Annotated in this window: 19 protein-coding genes; 5 read left to right on the forward strand and 14 right to left on the reverse strand. The window is 64.5% G+C overall.

Annotated elements, in window-relative coordinates:
- Positions 1 to 80: 80 nt before the first annotated feature.
- Together ATY76_RS20710 and ATY76_RS20715 are read right to left on the reverse strand one after the other, a co-directional pair.
- Positions 81 to 1,373: an MFS transporter gene (locus tag ATY76_RS20710; RefSeq protein ID WP_088676586.1), complete on the reverse strand. Its 1,293-nt coding sequence runs from the start codon at positions 1,371 to 1,373 to the stop codon at positions 81 to 83.
- On the reverse strand, positions 1,370 to 2,044 hold the full coding sequence (locus ATY76_RS20715) for a FadR/GntR family transcriptional regulator (RefSeq protein WP_088676587.1): 675 nt from the start codon (positions 2,042 to 2,044) through the stop codon (positions 1,370 to 1,372). The genes ATY76_RS20710 and ATY76_RS20715 overlap by 4 nt, the downstream gene beginning before the upstream one ends.
- Positions 2,045 to 2,552: 508 nt before the next feature.
- Here ATY76_RS20715 and ATY76_RS20720 point away from each other — a divergent pair.
- The gene (locus ATY76_RS20720; RefSeq protein WP_088676588.1) at positions 2,553 to 3,365 is read left to right on the forward strand and encodes a class II glutamine amidotransferase; all 813 of its coding nucleotides are present in this window, start codon (positions 2,553 to 2,555) and stop codon (positions 3,363 to 3,365) included.
- Between the two features lie 31 nt (positions 3,366 to 3,396).
- Here the strand turns inward: ATY76_RS20720 and coaBC are convergent, their stop codons facing one another.
- Together coaBC and ATY76_RS20730 are read right to left on the reverse strand one after the other, a co-directional pair.
- A complete protein-coding gene (coaBC, locus tag ATY76_RS20725) occupies positions 3,397 to 4,602 on the reverse strand; it encodes a bifunctional phosphopantothenoylcysteine decarboxylase/phosphopantothenate--cysteine ligase CoaBC (RefSeq protein ID WP_088676589.1) in 1,206 nt (401 codons plus the stop codon).
- A gap of 132 nt (positions 4,603 to 4,734) precedes the next feature.
- On the reverse strand, positions 4,735 to 5,499 hold the full coding sequence (locus ATY76_RS20730; RefSeq protein WP_088676590.1) for an SDR family oxidoreductase: 765 nt from the start codon (positions 5,497 to 5,499) through the stop codon (positions 4,735 to 4,737).
- A gap of 126 nt (positions 5,500 to 5,625) precedes the next feature.
- Between ATY76_RS20730 and ATY76_RS20735 the strand changes: the two genes are divergently transcribed.
- Positions 5,626 to 6,531: a LysR family transcriptional regulator gene (locus ATY76_RS20735; RefSeq protein WP_088676591.1), complete on the forward strand. Its 906-nt coding sequence runs from the start codon at positions 5,626 to 5,628 to the stop codon at positions 6,529 to 6,531.
- Here the strand turns inward: ATY76_RS20735 and ATY76_RS20740 are convergent.
- Positions 6,510 to 7,403, reverse strand: coding sequence for a LysR family transcriptional regulator (locus ATY76_RS20740; RefSeq protein ID WP_088676592.1), 894 nt, complete (start codon positions 7,401 to 7,403; stop codon positions 6,510 to 6,512). The two genes, ATY76_RS20735 and ATY76_RS20740, sit on opposite strands and share 22 nt — an antisense overlap.
- A gap of 90 nt (positions 7,404 to 7,493) precedes the next feature.
- Between ATY76_RS20740 and ATY76_RS20745 the strand changes: the two genes are divergently transcribed.
- Positions 7,494 to 8,744 carry an MFS transporter gene (locus tag ATY76_RS20745; RefSeq protein ID WP_088676593.1) on the forward strand — a complete coding sequence of 417 codons (1,251 nt, stop codon included), beginning with the start codon at positions 7,494 to 7,496 and terminating at the stop codon, positions 8,742 to 8,744.
- Positions 8,741 to 9,127, forward strand: coding sequence for a VOC family protein (locus ATY76_RS20750; RefSeq protein WP_088676594.1), 387 nt, complete (start codon positions 8,741 to 8,743; stop codon positions 9,125 to 9,127). Before ATY76_RS20745 ends, ATY76_RS20750 begins: the two co-directional genes overlap by 4 nt.
- A 56-nt stretch (positions 9,128 to 9,183) precedes the next feature.
- Here the strand turns inward: ATY76_RS20750 and ATY76_RS20755 are convergent, their stop codons facing one another.
- The 9 genes from ATY76_RS20755 to ubiE form a co-directional block, all read right to left on the reverse strand.
- On the reverse strand, positions 9,184 to 9,579 hold the full coding sequence (locus ATY76_RS20755; RefSeq protein ID WP_088676595.1) for a hypothetical protein: 396 nt from the start codon (positions 9,577 to 9,579) through the stop codon (positions 9,184 to 9,186).
- Positions 9,580 to 9,680: 101 nt separating this feature from the next.
- Positions 9,681 to 11,342 carry a urocanate hydratase gene (locus tag ATY76_RS20760; protein WP_088676596.1) on the reverse strand — a complete coding sequence of 554 codons (1,662 nt, stop codon included), beginning with the start codon at positions 11,340 to 11,342 and terminating at the stop codon, positions 9,681 to 9,683.
- A gap of 202 nt (positions 11,343 to 11,544) precedes the next feature.
- Positions 11,545 to 11,874 (reverse strand): TfoX/Sxy family protein, encoded by a 330-nt coding sequence (locus ATY76_RS20765; RefSeq protein WP_088676597.1) that lies wholly within the window; start codon positions 11,872 to 11,874, stop codon positions 11,545 to 11,547.
- A gap of 3 nt (positions 11,875 to 11,877) precedes the next feature.
- Complete coding sequence (locus tag ATY76_RS20770) at positions 11,878 to 12,975, reverse strand: DUF917 domain-containing protein (protein ID WP_088676598.1); 1,098 nt, start codon at positions 12,973 to 12,975, stop codon at positions 11,878 to 11,880.
- On the reverse strand, positions 12,956 to 14,236 hold the full coding sequence (locus tag ATY76_RS20775) for a Zn-dependent hydrolase (RefSeq protein ID WP_088676599.1): 1,281 nt from the start codon (positions 14,234 to 14,236) through the stop codon (positions 12,956 to 12,958). Before ATY76_RS20775 ends, ATY76_RS20770 begins: the two co-directional genes overlap by 20 nt.
- Complete coding sequence (locus ATY76_RS20780) at positions 14,233 to 15,612, reverse strand: amidohydrolase family protein (RefSeq protein WP_088676600.1); 1,380 nt, start codon at positions 15,610 to 15,612, stop codon at positions 14,233 to 14,235. The genes ATY76_RS20775 and ATY76_RS20780 overlap by 4 nt, the downstream gene beginning before the upstream one ends.
- 22 nt (positions 15,613 to 15,634) lie before the next feature.
- On the reverse strand, positions 15,635 to 17,221 hold the full coding sequence (locus ATY76_RS20785; protein WP_088676601.1) for an aromatic amino acid lyase: 1,587 nt from the start codon (positions 17,219 to 17,221) through the stop codon (positions 15,635 to 15,637).
- A 90-nt stretch (positions 17,222 to 17,311) separates the two neighbouring features.
- A complete protein-coding gene (ubiB, locus tag ATY76_RS20790) occupies positions 17,312 to 18,886 on the reverse strand; it encodes a 2-polyprenylphenol 6-hydroxylase (RefSeq protein ID WP_088676602.1) in 1,575 nt (524 codons plus the stop codon).
- A 48-nt stretch (positions 18,887 to 18,934) separates the two neighbouring features.
- A complete protein-coding gene (ubiE, locus tag ATY76_RS20795; RefSeq protein ID WP_088676960.1) occupies positions 18,935 to 19,711 on the reverse strand; it encodes a bifunctional demethylmenaquinone methyltransferase/2-methoxy-6-polyprenyl-1,4-benzoquinol methylase UbiE in 777 nt (258 codons plus the stop codon).
- Between the two features lie 150 nt (positions 19,712 to 19,861).
- Here ubiE and mutM point away from each other — a divergent pair, with 150 nt between their 5' ends.
- The gene (gene mutM / locus ATY76_RS20800; protein WP_088676603.1) at positions 19,862 to 20,752 is read left to right on the forward strand and encodes a bifunctional DNA-formamidopyrimidine glycosylase/DNA-(apurinic or apyrimidinic site) lyase; all 891 of its coding nucleotides are present in this window, start codon (positions 19,862 to 19,864) and stop codon (positions 20,750 to 20,752) included.
- The last annotated feature ends 9 nt before the right edge of the window (positions 20,753 to 20,761 follow it).

The following is a 20,761-nucleotide window of genomic DNA, read 5'->3' on the forward strand; positions in this document are numbered from 1 at the left end:
CAGGCGGAGATAGCGTAGCACCCGCGGCCGGCGACCGGCATCAAGAGAAGGTGATGGGCGAGTGACAGCGGAAGAGCGGCTCAGGATGCCTTCTCGACCGCGTGCACATTCACTTCCAACGCCCGGCCGGCCTTCCAGCCGTTGATTGCCGCGCCGAGCCCGAGCGCGACGAAGAGGAGCGCGCACCAGGAAAAGCTTCCGGTCCAGCCGCGAATGAGGCCGACGACCATCGGGCCGATGGCCGCAAGAAGATATCCGACGCACTGGGCCATGCCGGAGAGATGGGCGGCGACATCGGGATCGCGCGAGCGCAGCACGATCGTCGTCATCGCCGCCGCGATCAGCCCGCCCTGGCCGATGCCCTGCAGCACCGCCCACAGCCAGACGGTCGAAAGCGGCGCGAAGAGCAGGCCGAGCAGGGCAGTGACGGCGACGCCGCAGAGGCCCGCATTGATCAGCCGCTGATCTTTGCCGCGCACGGCGATATGCGGCACGATAAGGCAGGATGCCGCCTGAACCATCACCGACATCGAGACGATCGCCCCGGCGGTGACGCCGTCGATCCCGCGTTCGCGCAAGATCGGCACCAGCCAGCCGAAGACGCAATAGGCGAGCGCCGATTGCAGCCCCATGAACAGCGTGACCTGCCAGGCGAGCCGGTCCCGCCAGAGACCTTCGACGCGAAAGCCGTTTCGCCTCGGCTGGCCGCCGCTGCGAAGGACCTGCGGCAGCCAGATCAGGCCGACGACGAGCGCCGGCAGCGCCCAGGCGGCGAGCGCGCCCTCGAGGGAGCCGCCGAGCGCGTGCTCGATCGGCAGCGTCAGGCCGGCGGCGCTTGCGGCGCCCGCGCAGAGCGCCATCGTATAGAAGCCGGTCATCAGCGCGGCTTGTGCGGGGAAATCCCGCTTCACCAGCCCCGGCAGGAGCACGTTGCCGATGGCGATGCAGGCGCCCGCCAGAGCGGTGCCGATGAAGAGCAGCGGCACGGACGAAAGCCCGCGCAAAGCCGTGCCGAGGGCGAGAAGCAGGATGACGCCGAGCAGCGTGCGTTCCGAACCGATGCGCTGGGCAAGGCGGGGCGCCAGCGGCGAAAACGCGCCGAGGCAGACGACCGGCAGCGTCGTCAGCAGGCTGGCGCCGAGCCCGGTGAGACCGAGTTCGGCGCGGATCTCAGGCTGGAGTGCGGAGGCGCTGGAGAAGACCGGACGCAGGTTGAAGGCGATCAGCACGAGGCTGGCGCCGAGCAGAAAACGATCGGCAGCGCTTCGCACCGGTGTCGCCCGCGGCGGCGGAAGGCTGCCGGCCTCGGCATCGATCAGCAGGTCGTCGGCAGGGTCGAGGGTGTCGATGGCTTGGTTGGACGGTGTGTTCATGACAGGATCATCCGGTCGAGTGCGGCAAGAACCGGCGCCATGAAGCGGCGCACTGCCGCATCCGCTCTGTCGGGATCGCCAGTTTCGATCGCGTCGACGATACAGGCATGCGCCTGCATGTCGGGCTCGGGAATATCCTTGCCGAGCGTCGCTGCGATGGTGTCGGCGATCGAGGCCGAGAAGAAATCATAGATCTCGATCATCGCGCGGTTGCCGGAGGCGGCGATGACCGCTTTGTGGAAGGCGAGGTCGCGCTGGATGAAGGCGGCCTCGTCGCCGGCATAGCTGCCGCGTTCCTCAAGCAGCCTGCGAAGCCCGGCCACCGTCTCCGGCGTCTTGCGCGCCGCTGCCAGCCGGGCGGCCTCGACATCGAGCGCCAGGCGCGCTTCGAACTGGTCGCGCAGGCTGGCGCGGCGCGCCATCGTCAGCGGCCGGCCGGCATCGCTGGTCGAGCGCACATAGGTTCCCGAACCCTGCCGGGTTTCGAGATAACCCTGGGAGACGAGCACCCGCACCGCCTCGCGGACCGTGCCGCGGCTGACGGAAAGCATGGCGGACAGCGAGGCCTCGTTCGGCAGCTTGTCGCCGACCGCCCAGCGCTTGCCGAGAATGTCGCTGCGGATCGCCTCGATCGCCTCGTCGGCGAGGTTGGTCTTGCTGAGCGCCTGCATCTTCTACTCATAAAGTCATCTGATGATTTTATGAGTAGACAGATTTCGATCTTCCGTCAACGGGATGAAGAGCAGGCAATAAAAAAGGGCCGCCTCGGCGACCCTTTCCATGAGTTTGGCCTCATACTGGCCTGGACTGTCAATGCAGCCCCAGGAAGGCGGGTATTAGAGCGAGGGCTGCCTCGCTTTCATCACCTCTTCCATGCCCGTTACGAGGTCCGAAATCTCATTAGACATTGGATCACCTTCCTTTCGTTCTGTTGCTGATAGACCAAAGGTAGGCTGATTCTTTTCAGATGCAAGTAGAAATCCACAGATGCGCCGCCTCGATACCTGCGAGACGTTCACGAGAGAAGACAGTGTTTTGCGGAATTTGAACCGTTGCCCGGTCACGAAACAGTCATGATCGGCTTGCAAATCGCCCCCGCGTTAAGCTGTTATTAGCCGCAGCGTTCGACAATTTCAGCATTCCCGCCGGTGCGGCGGCGGGTTCCGGAGCAAGAAAGCCATGTGTCGCTGGGCAGCCTATCGCGGAGAACCCCTCTATCTCGAGGAGCTGGTGTCCTCGCCTGCCCATTCGCTGATCGAGCAGTCCCATTGCGCCACCCGCGCCAAGACGGCGACGAACGGCGATGGTTTCGGCATTGCCTGGTATGGCGACAGGCCCGAGCCGGGCCGCTACCGCGACATCCTGCCGGCATGGTCGGATTGCAATCTGAAGAGCCTGGCGCGGCAGATCCGCTCGCCGCTCTTCCTCGCCCATGTCCGCGCCGCTACCGGCGGCGGCACGCGGCGCGACAACTGCCATCCCTTTACCCATGATACCTGGTCCTTCATGCACAATGGCCAGATCTCCGGCTTCGAGCGTCTGCGCCGGCCGATGGAGGCGATGCTCGACGACGAGCTGTTCAATGCCCGCGGCGGCACCACCGATTCCGAGCTGATGTTCCTGCTGGCGCTGCAGTTCGGCCTGCGCGAGGCGCCGATCGCTGCGATGGCCGATATGGTCGGCTTCATTGAGGACCTGGCCGAAAGCAGTCTCGGCTCCATCCTCCTGCGCTTCACCGCCGCCTTTTCCGATGGGAAGACGCTGTATGCGATCCGCTATGCCACAGATCGCAAGGCGCCGACGCTCTACGCTTCTCCCGTCGGAACGGGCCATTGCCTCGTGTCCGAACCGTTGAATGACGATGTCGACGCCTGGGCCGAAATTCCTGACGGCAGCGCCGTCATTGTCGGCGAGCACGGCATCGAGGTTGTCGACTTCCGGCCGGCGAAGCGCGGTGTGCCAAAGCCACAGCGTGTGGCCGTATCGGCTTGAGCTGCCGGACTGTCAGCTGAGCCGCTCGCGACTAGCGGAGCCGCTCGGCAATCAGCGCCGCCAGCCTTTCGGCAACCTCTTCCTTGGCGAGATCAGGCCATTGCTCGACGCCGTCATGGCGGATCAGTTTGACGCTGTTTCGGCTGCCGCCCATGATTCCGGTCGCGGGAGAGACATCGTTGGCGACGATCATGTCGGCGCCCTTTCTTTCGAGTTTCGCCCTGGCATTGCTTTCGACGTCCTGTGTCTCGGCGGCAAAGCCGATCACCAGATTCGGCCGCATCGTGTGATGGCCGACGGTCTTCAGGATGTCGGGGTTCTCGGTGAGCGCCAGCGTCGGAATGGATTCGCCCGGATGTTTTTTCAGCTTCTGATCGGCGGCCGAGGCCACGCGCCAGTCCGCCACCGCCGCGACCATCACGGCGATGTCGGCCGGCAGCGCAGCAAGCACGGCATCGCGCATTTCCTCGGCCCGCTCGACATGGATGACGCGGACACCGGCGGGATCGGGGATCGTTACCGGCCCCGAGACCAGCGTCACCTCGGCCCCGCGCTTTGCCAGTGCGGCGGCGATCGCATGCCCCTGCCGGCCGGAAGAACGGTTGGCGATGTAGCGCACCGGATCGATCGGCTCATGCGTCGGTCCTGACGTGACGATCGCCTTGCGCCCCTTCAGCGGTTTTTCTCCGTCGTCGAGCAGCGCTTCGGCGGCGGCGACGATGTCGAGCGGCTCCGCCATCCGGCCGATGCCCGCCTCCCGGCTTTCGGCCATCTCGCCGGCCATCGGCCCGACGAAGCGGACGCCGTCTCGCTGCAGCGTGGCCGCGTTGCGCCGGGTCGCCGCATGCGCCCACATGCTGGGGTTCATCGCCGGTGCGGCAAGCACCGGCCTCTCCGTCGCCAGCAGCACGGTCGAGGCGAGATCGTCGGCAAAGCCGTTCGCCATCTTCGCCATCAGGTCGGCAGTGGCGGGAGCAATGAGAACCAGATCGCAGTCGCGCGCCAGCCTGATGTGGCCCACATCCTGTTCGTCCTGGCGCGAAAACAGATCGACAAAGACATGATCTGCCGCCAGTGCGCCGACGGCAAGCGGCGTGACGAATTCCTGCGCCCCGTTGGTCATGACGGGCCGCACGCTGGCGCCACGCTCGCGCAGCCGGCGGATCAGATCCAGGCTCTTGTAAGCCGCGATGCCGCCGGAGATGATGAGGAGGATGCGTTTGCCGCTGAGAGCCATGGCTTTCTACCCGTCGCCTTTTTGACCTGCCCCCCGACCCTAAGCCTTTGGCGCAGAACATGCAATCGCGCGGATACCAGGCGTCGCGGCCGGGTTGAGGGATCACCAACCCGGCCGGCGGATATCGCCGTCTCAGCTGCGCGTGATCGAAATGCCGCCGTCAACAAGCGAGGCCGTGCCGGTGACGAAGCTTGCATCGTCGGAGGCGAGGTAGAGAACCGAGCGGGCGACTTCCTCAGGTGCCGCGACACGCTTCAGCGCATGCATATTGGTGACGGCAGCCTGTTTGTCCGCCGTATCGTTCATGTCCCGATACATGTCCGTATCGACGGCGCCCGGCAGCACGGCGTTGACGCGTACGCCCTGCGGCCCGAATTCAGCGGCGAGCGCCTGCGTCAGGCCGATCAGGCCGGATTTGCTCGCGGCATAGGCGGCAACGCCGGGAAAGGCGAAGCTGTAGCCGACGAAGGTCGAGGTGAAGATCACCGAGCCGCCGCCATTTTCCGCCATCGCGCCGATCTGGTGTTTGGCGGCGAGGAAGGATGCCGTGAGATTGACGGCCACCGTCTCGCTGAAGCCTGCTTCCGAAACGCCGGTGCTCGGGCCGGCCTCGCCGATGATGCCGGCATTGTTGAAGGCGATGTCGAGCTTGCCGTAGTTCGTTACGGCGGTCGTGACCAGCGCCTTGTGATAGTCTTCCGACCGGACGTCGCCGGCAACGGCCATGGCGTCACCGCCCTCCGCCCTGATCTCCGCGACGAGGCTGTCGAGCTCGGCCTGCCGGCGGGCGCCGACCACGACCTTTGCGCCTTCGGCAGCAAAGAGCTTTGCCGTGACGCGGCCGATGCCTGAGCTTGCGCCGGTGACGATCGCGACCTTGTTGTTCAAACGGTTCATGGTTCCATCTCCTGGGTTGAAGCGGGGCGGCCCCTGCCGTCCCATTCCGTTGAATGGAAGATGGCATTTTCTATTCGTTCGGATTAGTCTCCAGATCGGGGAATTCGAATTCGGAAAGACCGAACAATGATCAGTATCGAGGGCATTACCGCTTTCGTTGCCGTCGTCGAGGCCGGATCGGTTAGCGAGGCCGCCCGGCGCCTGCGCCTCTCCAAATCCGTCGTCAGCGAAAGGCTGGCGGAGCTGGAGAAGTCACTCGGGGGCATGCTGCTGCACCGCACGACCCGCAAGCTTACTTTGACGGAGGATGGGACGGCTTTCCTGGAGCGCGCAACGCGTATCGTGCGCGAGATCGAGGACGCCGCAGCCGCTATGGCGGAGCGGCGCGGAACATTGTCCGGCTCGATCCGCATTGCCGCCCCCGTCACCTTCGGCCGCATGCATCTCGGCCCGGCGCTCTATCCCTTTCTTGCCGAACATCGCGAGATCGAATTGACCCTCGATATCGACGATCGCCGCGTCGATGCCGCTTCCGATGGTTACGACGCCATCATTCGCCATGGCCCGATCGCCGACAGTCGGCTGGTCGCATGGAAGCTTGCGCCGAGCCGCCGTCTTCTTTGCGCCTCACCGGACTATCTCGCGCGGGAGGGAGTGCCGGCGTCGCTGACCGATCTCAACAGCCATCGCGGCATCTTCTACACCAATCGCGGCGTTGCCGACTGGCGCTTCGAGACCCCGGAGGGCGCGGTCCTCGTCCGCGCGAAACTGGCGCTCGGAATCAACAATGGCGACATGCTTCGCGACGCCGCCATTGCCGGCCTCGGCATCGCGCTGCTGCCCGCCTTCATCGCCGGTCCGGCCATCCGTGAAGGCCGGCTTGCCGAAATCGATGTTGGCCGCAGGCCTGAAGCCGAGTTTATCTACATGGCCCATCCCGAGGGCCGAAATCCCTCGGCCAAGCTGCGCGCCATCGCCGATCATCTGAAGAAGAGCTTCGGCGACCCGCCCTATTGGGATCCGGCAGGATAGCTCAGCAGGCTCATCAGGTTCTCGGTGACGGGCGAGTGATGTGTTTTCAGGATCGCCAGCGCCAGACGCGCCACGGCCGGCGGCCCTTCGATTGGCCTGTAGACCACACCTTCGAGCTTGATCTGTGAAATCGAGGCCGGCACGATCGAGACGCCGAGATCGGCCGCTACCAGATTGACGACGGAAGAAATTTGCGGCGCCTCCTGCGCTACGGCCAGCTCGAACCCTGCCTTGCGGCAGGCCAGCACGACATCGTCGTAGAGGCTCAAACCCACCAGCCGGGGAAAGAGAATGAAGGGTTCGCCGGCCAGCGCCGCAAGCGGTAGCTTGCTGCGCCGTGCCAAGGGATGGTTGGCGGGCAGCGCGATCACCATGGGCTCATCCGGCAGTCGCCGCAGCCGGATGCCGGCGGGATCATCAAGGCTCGGGCGCATGAAGGCGGCATCGAGTTCGCCCGCTTCCAGCTTCTGCATGAGCGCCAGCGTATTCATCTCGGTCAGCGCCAGCCGCACCTCCGGCCAATGGGCGCGAAAGCGGCGGATCGTCGTGCTGACCACTGGATTGAAGGCCGAAGAGGCGGTGAAGCCGAGCGACAGGCGTCCGGTTTCGCCGCGATTGGCTCTCTGCGCGGCAAGCTTCGCCTTCTCCGCTGCCGCCACCGCGGCCCTTGCCTCGCCGAGGAACGCAGCACCCGCCGCCGTCAGTTCGGCCCCGTGCGGCACGCGGTGAAAGAGCGCCGCACCCACCTCCGTCTCGAGGTCGCGGATCTGCTGGCTGAGCGGCGGCTGTCCGATGCCGAGCTTGCCGGCTGCGCGGGTGAAGTTGCCTTCCTCCGCCACCGCCAGGAAATATCTGAGGTGCCGCAGCTCCATCGCCATCTCCAAAACCTATTGAAATCGTCGGTTTCATATATTGGACAAATGGAGCGGTGTTGACTAGATCGGCAGTGGAAGGATGACGTTATGCCGATGTCAGTGCATGCAGTGAAAGCCTCCGAGCAAGCCGCGATATCGGGGCAAAAGCACTACCTCTCGCGCGGCACTAGCGCCTATCGCCGCGCCAGCCTGGCGCTCTTCCTCTCCGGCTTTTCCACCTTCTCGCTGCTCTATTGCGTCCAACCGCTGTTGCCGATCTTTGCCCAGGAATTTTCCGTCAGCCCGGCCGAAAGCTCGCTGTCGCTCTCGCTCTCCACCGGCTTTCTCGCACTCGCCATCCTTTGCGCCGCCGCTGTCTCGGAAGGACTCGGCCGCCGCAGCCTGATGTCGATATCGCTGGTCGGCGCGGCCGTGCTGACGATTGCCACCGCTTTTACGCCGAACTGGCACCTGCTGCTCGTCATTCGCGCCCTGCAGGGCCTCGTCCTCGGCGGCGTGCCTGCCGTCGCCATGGCCTATCTTGCCGAGGAGATCGATCCGCGCGGCCTCGGCGCCACCATGGGCCTTTATGTCGGCGGCACGGCCTTCGGCGGCATGTCCGGCCGTGTTCTCACAGGCATCTTCGCCGAATATCTCGGCTGGCGGCCGGCGCTCTTCCTGATCGGCGCCATCGGCCTTGCCGCCGCCATCGGCTTCATCGCCCTGCTGCCGTCATCAAGGAATTTCGCCCGCCGGCCCGGTTTTGATCCGCGTTACCATGTGAAGGCCTGGCTCGGCCATGTCGGCAATCCGGCGCTGCCCTTCCTCTTCGCCATCGCCTTCCTGGCGATGGGCTCCTTCGTGACCATCTACAATTATGCCGGTTTCCGCCTCGTGGCGCCGCCTTACGGCCTCAACCAGACCGAACTCGGCCTGATCTTCACCGTTTATCTCTTTGGCATCGGCGCTTCCTCGATCGGAGGCCTCATCGGAGACCGGATCGGCCACTTCCGCGTCCTGCTCTTCGGCCTTGCGCTGACGGCTGCCGGCAGCGCGCTGACGCTCTTCGCGCCGCTGCCGTCCATCATCCTCGGCATAACGGTACTGACGACCGGCTTTTTCATGAGCCATTCCATCGCCAGCGGCCTGGTCGGCAAGCTGGCGCGTGGCACCAAGGGCCACGCCTCTTCGCTCTATATGCTCGCCTATTATGTCGGCTCCAGCCTCATGGGCTCGGCCGGCGGCTGGTTCTTCGCCGTCGAAGGCTGGGCAGCCGTCGTTGCCTTCACGCTTGCCATGCTGGCGCTCGCCTTTATCTGCGCCTGTGCCGCCCAGCATTTCACGAGGAGAAAGATATAATCCGCATCGACCGTCTCGATCATCTCGTGCTGACCGTCGCCGATGTCGCAGCCACCTGCGATTTCTATTCCCGCATTCTCGGCATGTCGGTCGAAACCTTCGCGGAAGGCCGAAAGGCGTTGAAATTCGGCCGCCAGAAGATCAACCTGCATCAGGCCGGCCACGAATTCGAGCCCAAGGCGAAACATCCCGTCCCCGGCTCCGGCGATCTCTGCTTCATCGCCGAGACGCCGCTTGCCGATGTCATCGCACATCTGCTGACGCGGGGGATTGCGATCGAGGAAGGCCCGGTCGAACGCACCGGCGCGACCGGCCGCTTGCGCTCGATCTATTTCAGGGATCCCGATGGCAACCTCATCGAGGTTTCCAATCTGGCCAGCTGATGCGCTCACCGTCGAGCCGCCCACGGTGCACGCTGGCGCTATCGCTGTCTAAGGCCTCATTTGCCGCCGGTAGGAGAGGGTTCTTCGTAATTCTCGGAAAATCGGCCACGTGAGAGAAAAACCTTCAATGCGTCCTGTGCTACGGGCCTGATCCGCTCAGCGCACCCTGACTGAATATATTCAGCTTCACTTTGGAAGTGACGCGTCTCATCACTAATGCCTTCCAGCACCCGCCCAAGTGCATCGACAGCTCGCTCCTCCTCTTCTGTGATCGCGCTATTTGGCCGCACGACCAATCGCCCGTGATGCCAGCAGTCGTAAAAACCCTCGAAGAACTCATTGTAGTTCACTTCAATGAGTCCCTCATTGCCGCGCGAGAGAATTTCGATGGCTTCGATGATTCGGTTTCGCCAACGCTGTTCAACAATTCGGTCTGAAACTTCTTCACCCACGACAAAATTCTCCGCGACCTATGCCTTTGAAAGATTTCTCAAGCGCTTCTGCGCTCTCGCTGTTTCTGATGGAAGGACGGCGATCGGCAAATCAGGATTGTTCAACCAAGCCGGATATAGGGCACGTCCTTCTTCGCCACCTCGTCCAGCGCCTCCTCGTAACCGGCATCGGCGTATCGCATGACGCCGAGGGCGGTGTCGTTGGTCAGCGCGTGGTCGAGCCGCTCGTCGGCGGCATCGGTGCCGTCGGCGACGACGGTGACGCCGCAGCTCGTCATGTAGCCGGCGTAGCCGCCGCCGCCGGAATGGACGACGACGAGATCGGCCATCGACGAGCAGAGCATCATCGCGTCGATCAGCGGCCAGTCGGCGATCGCGTCGGAACCGTCCTTCATCCGCTCGGTCATGATATTGGGATGCGCCATGGCGCCGGCGTCGAGATGGTCGCGGGAAAAGGCGACGGGACCTTTCAGCTCGCCGCTTGCCACCAGCGCGTTGACGCGAAGGGCAAGCGCGGTGCGCTCGCCATGGCCGAGCCAGGCGATGCGGGCCGGCAGGCCTTCGAAGGGAATGTGCTCGCGCGCCAGCCGGATCCAGTTGGTGATGATCTTGTTGTCGGGGAACATTTCAAGCAGCAGGTCGTCGATCCGGGCGATATCGCTCTCCTCGCCCGACAGAGCCATCCAGCGGAAGGGGCCGATCGCCCGGGCAAAGAGCGGCCGGAGATAGGCTTCGGTGAAGATCGGGATGTCGAAGGCGTTGGCGACGCCGCCCTCGCGCGCCTGGGTGCGGATGAGGTTGCCGTTGTCGAAGACCTCGGAGCCGCGTTTCTGGAATTCCAGCATCGCCGTCACATGATCGACGATCGAGGCGCGGCTGGCTGCCATGAGCTGGCCTTGTCCGTCGTCGCGCAGGCCCTTGACCTGATCGAGGCTCATGCCTTTCGGCACATAGCCGTAGACGAGGTCGTGCGCCGAGGTCTGGTCGGTGACGATATCGGGCACGATGCCGCGCCGGGCAATCTCGGGATAGACCTCGGCCGCATTGCCGACGAGCCCGACGGACAGCGCCCGCTTTTCCTTCACCGCCGCGTCGATCATCTCAAGGGCGGCATCGAGATCGGGCGCGATCTCCTGGAGATAACCGATCTGCTGGCGCTTGCGGGCGCGCTCCGGATCAATGTCGATGCAGAGGATCGCAGCCCCCGCCATGCGGCCGGCGAGCGGCTGGGCGCCGCCCATACCGCCGAGGCCGGCCGTCAGCACGAAGCGGCCGGCAAGATCGCCGCCGAAGCGCCGTTCGGCAATGCGCATGAAGATCTCGTAGGTTCCCTGGATGACGCCCTGGCTGCCGATATATTGCCAGGCGCCGGCCGTCAGTCCGCCCCAGCAGATCAGTCCCTTGCGCTGCAGCTCGTAGAACACCTCGGCCTTCGCCCATTGCCCGACGATATTGCAGTTCGCCATGATGACGAGCGGCGCCTTGGCATGCGTTCGCACCAGCCCGATCGGCTTGCCCGACTGGATGAGCAGCGTCTGGTCCTCTTCCATCTCGGTCAGCGCCTTGACGATGCCCTTGTGCGCCGCCCAGTTGCGCGCCGCCTTGCCGAGCGCGGCATAGACGATCAGATTGTCGGGATCCTCGCCAACGGACAGCACGTTTTCGAGCAGCCGCAGCAGCGCTTCCTGCCGCCAGCCCTTGGCCCGCAGCTCCGGCCCGCCGGGGATGGGGAATTTCGGATGACGCGGATTGGCCTTCGGCATGGTTGTTCCTCGCTTGGTTCTCTGTTTTTCTCTTCTCCCCACTGGGGAGAAGGTGGCCCGAAGGGTCGGATGAGGGGGCCACACAGCACAACATTCATTGCCCTTCGCTTGCGCTCAGGGCATTCGCGGCTTTGCCGCTCACCCCCTCATCTGTCCTTCGGACATCTTCTCCCCGCTGGGGAGAAGGGGGAAAGCGCCGTCCCTACTTCCCCGGCAGCGATTCCACATAGGCGAGCGCGCCGTCCAGTAAACGCCGTCTCAGCGCATCGTCGCCGTAAACGTCGGCCGTGGCCCGGACCCAGCCCTGCATCACCCGCTCGCCTGACAGCATCTGGATCACGCCCGGCAGCGCCAGCGCCCAGCGGTCATTGCCCTTGCCGAGACGGATCAGCATACCGTCGCTGCGCGCGCCGCAGAGAAGATTGCCGTTCAGCATGAAGGCCCGGCCGCCGAACATGGATTTTTCGCCAAGGCCCGGGCGGTCGCCGAGTTCCTCGCGCAGCAGTTCTTCGAGACCGGGATCGCGCGCCATGGCTCAGGCCTTCGTTTCCAATGCATAGCGTGCGATCTCGATACCCATCGCCTTTTCGACGACCGGATAGACGGTCGGATCGAGCACGCTTGCAGACAGCGGAATGATATCCTTCGGCACATGCAGGATGAAGATCTGCATGCCTTCCCTGAGCTGGCCGACGCTGAGCGGTTCGCCTTCCGGCGACAGTGTGGTGATCACGGCGGGGAAGGTCGCAAGCCGCCCGCCATCGGCATCGTCCACGGCCATGTATTCGTTCATGACGTGCAGCGTTACCGATTTTGCGCCCGAACCGACGATGACCGTGCCGATGTCGAAGGCTTCCCTGGTGTAGACGACGTCTTTTCGAGAGATGGCGCCTTCAGCAAGGATATGCCCGCCCGTCGTCTTGCAGATCGCGTCGATGACCGCAGACCCGCCGCGCTTCTCGGCCGCGATGATCGCTTCTCCAAGCGAAAGCGCCATCGAAATGCCGCCGAGCGCCGCATGGCTGCGCACATAGGAGGCTCTGAGCGGATTGCGGCAGCTGGCGATGAAGCCGCCGGATTGATCGGCGGCGGCACGCAGCACCGGCGAGATCTTCGCCGTCGCCCCCTTTACCACCAGCTCGATATAACGATTCTCGGCCCTGTTGCCGCCGACCGCGGTCTGGATCATCGGCTCGGGCGAACCGGCCATGCCGATCGAACCCATGTCGCCGGTGGGATGCGCGCGGATATCGCCGACGGCATCGACCACCTTGGTGCCGAGGATCGCCGATGGCAGCCAGCCGTTCAGCGTCGAGGATTTGCCGTTCTGGCCGATGATCAGCCCGGAAAGCTTTTCACCGAGCGCCTCCTGCAAGAGCTGCACGGCCTTCACATAGTCGATGCCCTGCATTTCCCAGGGCGTCGTGGAGGCGGGCGCCCCGATCGCAGCTGCCGTGGCAACCCAGTCCTCGTCCTTCAGTTCCTCGATCGAGACCAGTTCCGGTTTCCCGACATTGACGGCTGCAAGCCCGAGCATCCGCCCGTGATCGGCCCAGCCGCCGCCGCCGGCGGCATAGACGGAGCCGCCCTTCACGGCGGCTTCCACGTCCTTCTCAACCAGTATGCGTCCCATCGGCCTTCTCCCGCTTCAAATCCCTATCCATCTCCCGCACCGCTTCGAAGAGCACGGCGGCGCCGAGCGCGATATCGTCATTATCGGCCCATTCGTCGGCGGAGTGGCTGCGGCCCTCCCGGCATGGCACGAAGATCATCGCCGCCGGCGCCACCTTGGCGATCCAGGCCGCGTCGTGTCCCGCGCCCGACGCCATGCGCCGATGTTTTGCGCCGACGCGTTCGCAGGCGGTTTCCAGGGTCGAAAGCAGGCCGGCATCGCCCGGTGTCGGCATGTTGTCGGACACCCGGTTCGGCGTTTCGATGGTTACGCCGAAGGCGGTCGCTAGCTTTTCGACATGGCCGTCGAGCCAGCGGCAGAAGGCCTCCATGTCGGCGCGAATCTCGGCGCGCCCGTCGATCAGCAGCACGACTTTCGACGGCACGACATTGGCCGCATTCGGCTCGATCCTGAATTCGCCGACCGTCGCCGCAAAATGCCCCGGCGTCCTGGCGAGCTCGGCGGCGGCGTTGCGGATATCGAGCACCAACTGCGATGCCGCCACCAGCGCATCAGCCCGCCGGTCCATCGGCGTTGTGCCGGCATGGTCGGCTCGCCCCTCGACGGTAATTTCGATGCGGGTGATGCCCGCGATCGCGGTGACGATGCCGATATCCTTGCGTTCGGCTTCGAGCACCGGCCCCTGCTCGATATGCAGTTCGAGAAAGCCCGCAATATCCGGCCTCTTCTGCTGCCGTAGCACACCGGGCTCACCGCCCACCTGCGCAATGCCCCCGGCGAGATCGAGATCGCCGCTGACGCGCGAAAGCCACGCCTCCGGCAATTGTCCGGTCATGCCGCGGCTGCCGATGCAGGAGACGCCGAAGATGCTGACTTCTTCGGCAAGGAAATCGACGATCTCCAGATCGTGGTCGAGCTCGATCGTCTGGTCGCGCAGCGCGCGGGCGACCTCGAGCGCCGAGATCACTCCAGCGATGCCGTCGAAGCGGCCGCCATCCGGCACTGTGTCGGAATGCGAACCGACCATGATCGTGCCGAGCCAGGGTTTGCGGCCTGTGCGCCGGCCGATCAGATTGCCGGCGGCATCGATCCGGGTTTCCAACCCCGCCGCTTTCATCCGCGCTTCGATATAGGCCCGGCCTTCGAGAAAGAGCGGCGAAAAGGCCCGCCGCGTCCAGGGGTGCCCCGGCTCGGTGACGGCGGCCAGCGCGTCGATATCCTCAGCGATCCGGGCAGCGTTGACGGGCAGATTGCGGGTCATAAACCTGCCCCCGTGATAACTTGGCGCGCCGGCGGCCGCAGGAACCGGCCGCTGCCGGGCTCGGCCAGCACCTTGCCGCCCTCGGCGATCTTTTCGCCGCGCAGATAGGTGGCCGAAACGGTCCACGGCAGGCGGATGCCGTTGTAGGGGCTCCAGCCGACGACATTGTTGCCGCTTGCCGACGCGTCATAGACACTTTCCCGCGGTTCCAGCACGGCGATATCGGCGTCCCTCCCAGGCGTCAGCGCCCCCTTGATATGGTCGAGCCGGAAATGCCTGGCCGGATTTTCCGCCATCAGCCGGGCTGCCCATGTCAGCGGAATGCCGCGTTCGATGGCTCCTTTCACGAAAAGCGGCACCATCACTTCGAGTCCCGGCACGCCGGATGCGTTGGTGAGCATATCGGGATTGGTCTTGCGGTTTTCCGACCAGCTGACGTGATCGGTCGAGACCAGCCAGACATCGCCGTCGGCCACCTTGCGCCACAGACTCTCCACCTCGGCGCGCGGGCGGATCGGCGGATTGATCTTCGCCTTGCCGCCGAGGCGCTTCACGTCGTTTTCCTCGTCGAGGGTGAGGTAATGGATGCAGCATTCGACCGTCGCCGCAAAACCGTCACGGCGATAGGCGCGGGCGATATCGTAGCCGCGCCCGAGCGAGCAGTGCACCACATGTGCGGGGCAGCCGGTATTGGCGCCGGTCTCGAAGATTGTGTGCATCGCCAGGAGTTCGGTGATCGCAGGCCGTGACAGGCCGTGCGCCCGCCAGTCGGTGATGCCGCTCGCCTTGACCTGCTCCATATAGCTGCGCACCGCTTCGTCGTCTTCATTGTGCACGCCCGCCGTCAGCCCGGTGGGCGCGATCGCCGCGAAGCAGGCGTCGAGCAGGGCCGGCGGAATGCGCGGAAAACGCTTGGGATCGGTGCCGAAGGTCGAGAATTTGAAGGCCGCGACGCCTGCCTCCACCATCTCGCGGATTCGCGCCGGTCCTTCCTCGGGATCGATGGTGCCGTAAAGGGCGAAGTCGACGCGCGCCTGCGGGCCGGCATGCTCGATCTTCCGCTTTAGCGCCGCGGCCGAGCAGACGAGATTGCCCTCGTCATAGGGCATGTCGACGATCGTTGTTACACCGCCGGCCGCCGCCGACCGCGTCGACCAGATGAAATCCTCCTGGTCTTTCTGGGAAAGCGAATGCACCTGTGCGTCGATGGCGCCGGGCAGGATCAGCGCTTTGCCGAGCAGGTGCCGCTCGCGCGCCGCAGGTGGAGTGCCGAGGCCGACCTCGGCGATCTTGCCGTCGCGGGCGGCGACATAGCCCTCTTCGAGAACGCGGTCCGGCAGTACCACCGTGCCCTGCAGAACGAGATCGAAGTCCATGCCGCTTCCTCCTAGACTGAAGTCAGACTGCTGCCGGCTCATGCCGGGCGAGCCGCTCCTCGATATATTCGGGCGAGCTGAGCGCGAAGAAATCGTCGAAGGAGGCGATCGGAACCTGCTCCGTCAGTTTCGAGAGGAAGGTGTCCGAGCCGAGTTCCTCTTCGATCGCCTCCACCTCCGCCGAAAGCGGCCGGTCGACGACATAGAAATCCGCATGTTTGCGCACGACCTCATAGAGCATCGCAGCAACACCCCTGGGCTCATCGCCCAGAATGTCGATCGCCTGGGCGGAGAGCAAGGCTTCGAGAGCCGCCAGACGCTTCAGCGCCTGCATCTGCCGCTCGAAGCGCTCGATGACGAGCGGCAGAAAGGCGGCTTCATCCTCCAGGCCGGCCGCAACCACCAGCGACTGCGCCGAAACCGGGCTGGACATCGACAATACGCGCGAGAAGATCTCGCCGGCAAGCTTGATGATCGGCCCGAAACCGGTAGCAATCCGTCCCGGCGGCACCAGATTGACCGGCAGGTCGCGCCGCTGGCCGTTGCCGAGAATGACGCAGCGGTTGAAGGCGTTGCGCGCCGCATGCGCCATGCAGAGCGCCGCCGATTCTAAGAGGATCGTCACATCGAGCGGCAGCGATCCGCCGGATGTCATCACCCGGCCTTCCACCACGACGGGATTGTCGTCCGAGCGGCCGGTGGCGGCAAGGATCTTGTGGCCGGTCGACAGCAGGTTCTCGATCACCGCGCCGAACACCTGGGCGATCATGCGCAGGCTGAGCGGATCCTGCACATGCGTCGCGACCGGCCAGTTCCAGTCCTCCGACGCATTGCAGAGCCAGGCGCCGATCAGCGCTTCGCGCGCCGTGCCGACATGGCGGACCGCCTTCCAGGGGTCGCGGGAGGCGCCGAGCGCGCCGGCCGCCATCATCGCCGTTGCCAACAGGACGCGGATCGAGGCCGCGGCATTGCGCGTCGTTTCCGCCGCCGCGGCAAAGCTCACCGCATTGACGCTGAGCGAAGCGAGGCTATCGCGCGGGGCCATCCGCACCGGTTGCAGCCCCGCCGCCCGGAAGGCGTCGGCCGCCTGCATCCGCTGGCCGCGATAGACCGCTTCGCCGACGCCGGTCAGCACCGCGCCGATCTGTCCCATCAGGCCGATATCGGCGCATCCGATCGAGCCGGTTCGGCGCACGACCGGAATGAGGTCGGCTTCCAGCATCGTGATGTAGGCCTGAATGAGCTCCGGCGTGCAGCCGACCTGGCCGGTCAGCGCCGTATTGACGCGGATCGCCATGGCATTGCGCACGACATTGCAGGAAAAGGGCGTGCCGGTGCCGAAATGATGGGCGCGCACCAGGCCGAGATTGAAGGTGTCGAGTTCGTCGGCCGACCACTCCACATCCTTCATGGCGCCGACACCCGTCGTCGAGCCGTAGACCGGCATGCCCGAAGCAATCGCATCCTCGACGATCTCGCGGGCGATGGCGATGCGGGCCATGCCGGTCGGCGAAGCCGAAATCGCCGCCTTGCCCGCCCCAATCGTCACCATCTCGGCAAAACCGAGCGGCCGTCCGGAAAGTTGGATGCCAAGGCGTTCGTGCTTCATATGCCGTATCTCCTAACTTCAGAGACTAAGCGAGCCTTCCGTCACATGGGATATCCCAAATGCCGAACACAGCATGCTTCTGGCAGGCTGTCAGCTCAGCATCCAGGCAATATAGAGAAGCGTCAATGCGATGACCCAGAGAGCGATCTTGGCCGAGCGGTTGTGACGCGCCTCGGCCTTGCCGATTGCCTCCGCCGTCTGCGCGTCGAAACGCAGGCCGTGCTCGCTCATATGCAGCAGTTCGTGGTGGAATTTTTCGGTTTTCGCTGCGATTTCGGGCACGGCTTCGGCGAGTTTCACCGCCGCCTTCAGGCCGTCCTTGAGATCGGTGACGATCCGCTTCGGCCCGAGATTGGTGCGGATCCAATCGCCGACCACAGGCTCGGACGCCTTCCACATGTTGAAGCGCGGATTGAGCATGCGCGACACGCCCTCGACCACGACCATGGTCTTCTGCAGCATGACGAGTTCCGGCCGCGTCGCCATGTCGAAGAGTTCGGTTACTTCGAAGAGCAGCGTCAGCAGCTTGCCCATCGAGATGGTCTCGGCCGGCTGCCCATGGATCGGCTCGCCGATCGCCCGGATGGCCTGGGCGAAGCTCTCGACATTGTGGTGACCCGGCACATAGCCCGCTTCGAAGTGCACCTCCGCCACGCGGACATAATCGCGGGTGATGAAGCCATAGAGGATTTCGGCGAGGAAGCGCCGCTCCTTCTTGCCGAGCCGCCCGACGATGCCCATGTCGACGGCGACGATCATGCCGCCCGCATCGACGAAGAGATTGCCCGGATGCATGTCGGCATGGAAGAAGCCGTCGCGCAGCGTATGGCGCAGGAACGACTGGATCAGCGTATCGGCGAGCAGGTTGAGATCATGGCCGGCCGCGCGCAGGCCCTCGACGTCGGACATTCTCGTGCCGTCGATCCACTCCATGGTGATGACGTCGCGCCCGGTGCGCTCCCAGTCGACCTTCGGGACGCGGAAGCCGGGATCCTCTTGGGTATTCTCGGCGATCTCGGAAAGGGCGGCTGCCTCCAGGCGAAGATCCATCTCCACCTTGGTCGTCTGTTCCAGTGTCTTCGTCACCTCGACCGGCCGCAGTCGCCGGCTAAAAGGCAGGAAACGCTCCTGCATATGGGCAACGAGGTACATGGCCTCGATGTCATGGGCAAAACGCTGGCGCACGCCGGGCCGCACGACCTTGACGGCGACCTTCTTGCGGCCCGCGGCCGTTTCGACTTCCGCCGGATGCACCTGCGCGATCGAAGCGGCGGCGATCGGATCGCCGAAGCTCGCATAGAGCTCGTCGATCGGCCGCCCGAGCGAGGCCTCGATATTGGCCTTGGCGGCAGCCGGGGGGAAGAAGGCCATCCGGTCCTGCAATTGCGACAGGTCGTTGGCGAATTCGACGCCGACCACGTCAGGCCGCGTCGCCAGGAACTGGCCGATCTTCACATAGGAGGGCCCGAGCCGCTCGACGGCCTGCGCCAGCCGGTCACTGCGCTTCTGATGCCTTGCCTTGCTCCGCTCGAAAATCGTGACGCAGGATTTGGCGAGCGCGACCGGCGGCGGCAAGCCTTCGGAAGGAAGCGCTGAAACGACGCCCTCGCGCACAAGCACCCAGCCGACGCGCCAAAGGCGGAAATAGGCTCCGAAGGTGCTCATGCTGAAATGCCCCGGTGACGGAGGTTCGTCTCTTTTTTCTTCATTCCCTCAGAGCTTCCAGCCGGAATGCAGTGCGGCAATGCCGCCGGTATAATTGGTGTAGGTGACACGCGAAAAACCGGCTTGGCGGATCATTGCCGCGAAATTCTCCTGGTTGGGGAATTTGCGGATCGATTCCACGAGATATTGGTAGGGTTCGGCATCGCCGGTGATCGCCTTGCCGAATTGCGGAATGGCGTTGAACGACCAGGCGTCATAGATCTTGTCGAGAAGCGGCATCTCGACCTCGGAAAATTCCAGCACCAGCAGCCGTCCGCCGCGCTTCAGCACGCGATAGGCCTCCGACAGCGCCACGTCGATCCGCGGCACGTTGCGGATGCCGAAGGCGATCGTATAGGCGTCGAAGCTCGACGCCTCGAAGGGCAGTTCCTCGGCATTGGCTTCGACGAAGGTGAGATTGTTGGAAAGCTTCTTCTTTTCCGCCCGCTCGGCGCCGACGCCGAGCATCGAGCCGTTGATGTCGAGCACGGTCGCATGCGCCTGCCGGCCCGAAGCCTCGACGATGCGGAAGGCGATATCACCAGTGCCGCCGGCAACGTCGAGCACCTTGTAGCCGGGCTCCCTGCGCGGGTTGAGGGCTGCGATCATCGCATCCTTCCAGGCCCGGTGCATGCCCATGGACATGACGTCGTTCATGATGTCGTAGCGCTTGGCGACCTTATGGAACACCTGGTTGACCAGGCCCTGCTTCTCGCCATCAGGCACATCGCGGAAGCCGTAGGAGGTTTCCATGCCGCCATCGGCGGAAGTGCGGCTTTCTGACATCAGGCTGCTCCGTTCCTTCAAGATTCGGACGCGGCGGCCATGGCGAAAGACCGCGAGCGACGTTATCACTGGGCCGCGCTCTCCGCGGCACACAGGCGCTATAGCGCACATCGTGCTGGGTTGAAACACGTTAGATATAGATGGGTTAAGATGCCGGAATTGCCAGAAGTCGAAACGGTCAAACGCGGCCTGACGCCGGCGATGGAGGGTGCTCGTGTCGCAAGGCTGGAACTGCGCCGCAGCGATCTGCGCTTTCCCTTTCCCGATGCTCTGGCGGAACGGGTTTCCGGCCGCACCATTATCGGCCTCGGCCGCCGCGCCAAATATCTGCTGGTCGATCTCGACGACGGCAACACGCTGATTTCCCATCTCGGCATGTCCGGCTCATTCCGCGTCGAAGAAGGGGCAGCTTCCGAGACACCGGGCGAATTCCACCATGCCCGCTCCAAGGACGAGAAGCACGATCACGTCGTCTTCCATCTGGAGGGTCAAGGCGGCCCGCGCCGGGTCGTCTATAACGATCCGCGCCGTTTCGGCTTCATGGATATAGTCGGACGCGCCGATCTCGGCGCCCATCCCTTCTTCCGCGATCTCGGGCCGGAGCCGACGGGCAACGAGCTCGGCGCCGCCTACCTCGCCGAACGTTTCCGCGACAAGGCGCAGCCGCTGAAGAGCGCGCTCCTCGATCAGAAGAACATCGCAGGGCTCGGCAATATATATGTGTGCGAAGCGCTATGGCGTTCGCATCTCTCCCCGATCCGCGCCGCCGGCACGCTGGTGACGTCAAGCGGTAAACCGAAGGAAAAGCTCGCCCTCCTCGTCGCCTCGATCCGCGACGTCATTGCCGATGCGATCGCCGCCGGGGGATCGTCGCTGCGCGACCATATTCAGACGGATGGATCGCTTGGCTACTTCCAGCATTCCTTCTCAGTTTACGATCGCGAAGGTCAGGCTTGCGGCACGCCGGGCTGCGGCGGTACGGTCGCCCGTATCGTGCAGGCGGGTCGCTCCACCTTCTATTGCGCCGCCTGCCAGAAATAAAAGAGAACC

The organism is Rhizobium sp. R339 (assembly GCF_002211395.1).
Lineage (GTDB): Bacteria > Pseudomonadota > Alphaproteobacteria > Rhizobiales > Rhizobiaceae > Rhizobium.

What these genes read in the sequence shown, in the direction of transcription:
- ATY76_RS20710 (WP_088676586.1), bottom strand. Translation starts at nt 1,373, where the DNA reads ATGAACACACCGTCCAACCAAGCCATCGACACCCTCGACCCTGCCGAC.
- ATY76_RS20715 (WP_088676587.1), bottom strand. Translation starts at nt 2,044, where the DNA reads ATGCAGGCGCTCAGCAAGACCAACCTCGCCGACGAGGCGATCGAGGCG.
- ATY76_RS20720 (WP_088676588.1), top strand. Translation starts at nt 2,553, where the DNA reads ATGTGTCGCTGGGCAGCCTATCGCGGAGAACCCCTCTATCTCGAGGAG.
- coaBC (WP_088676589.1), bottom strand. Translation starts at nt 4,602, where the DNA reads ATGGCTCTCAGCGGCAAACGCATCCTCCTCATCATCTCCGGCGGCATC.
- ATY76_RS20730 (WP_088676590.1), bottom strand. Translation starts at nt 5,499, where the DNA reads ATGAACCGTTTGAACAACAAGGTCGCGATCGTCACCGGCGCAAGCTCA.
- ATY76_RS20735 (WP_088676591.1), top strand. Translation starts at nt 5,626, where the DNA reads ATGATCAGTATCGAGGGCATTACCGCTTTCGTTGCCGTCGTCGAGGCC.
- ATY76_RS20740 (WP_088676592.1), bottom strand. Translation starts at nt 7,403, where the DNA reads ATGGAGCTGCGGCACCTCAGATATTTCCTGGCGGTGGCGGAGGAAGGC.
- ATY76_RS20745 (WP_088676593.1), top strand. Translation starts at nt 7,494, where the DNA reads ATGCCGATGTCAGTGCATGCAGTGAAAGCCTCCGAGCAAGCCGCGATA.
- ATY76_RS20760 (WP_088676596.1), bottom strand. Translation starts at nt 11,342, where the DNA reads ATGCCGAAGGCCAATCCGCGTCATCCGAAATTCCCCATCCCCGGCGGG.
- ATY76_RS20765 (WP_088676597.1), bottom strand. Translation starts at nt 11,874, where the DNA reads ATGGCGCGCGATCCCGGTCTCGAAGAACTGCTGCGCGAGGAACTCGGC.
- ATY76_RS20770 (WP_088676598.1), bottom strand. Translation starts at nt 12,975, where the DNA reads ATGGGACGCATACTGGTTGAGAAGGACGTGGAAGCCGCCGTGAAGGGC.
- ATY76_RS20775 (WP_088676599.1), bottom strand. Translation starts at nt 14,236, where the DNA reads ATGACCCGCAATCTGCCCGTCAACGCTGCCCGGATCGCTGAGGATATC.
- ATY76_RS20780 (WP_088676600.1), bottom strand. Translation starts at nt 15,612, where the DNA reads ATGGACTTCGATCTCGTTCTGCAGGGCACGGTGGTACTGCCGGACCGC.
- ATY76_RS20785 (WP_088676601.1), bottom strand. Translation starts at nt 17,221, where the DNA reads ATGAAGCACGAACGCCTTGGCATCCAACTTTCCGGACGGCCGCTCGGT.
- ubiB (WP_088676602.1), bottom strand. Translation starts at nt 18,886, where the DNA reads ATGAGCACCTTCGGAGCCTATTTCCGCCTTTGGCGCGTCGGCTGGGTG.
- ubiE (WP_088676960.1), bottom strand. Translation starts at nt 19,711, where the DNA reads ATGTCAGAAAGCCGCACTTCCGCCGATGGCGGCATGGAAACCTCCTAC.
- mutM (WP_088676603.1), top strand. Translation starts at nt 19,862, where the DNA reads ATGCCGGAATTGCCAGAAGTCGAAACGGTCAAACGCGGCCTGACGCCG.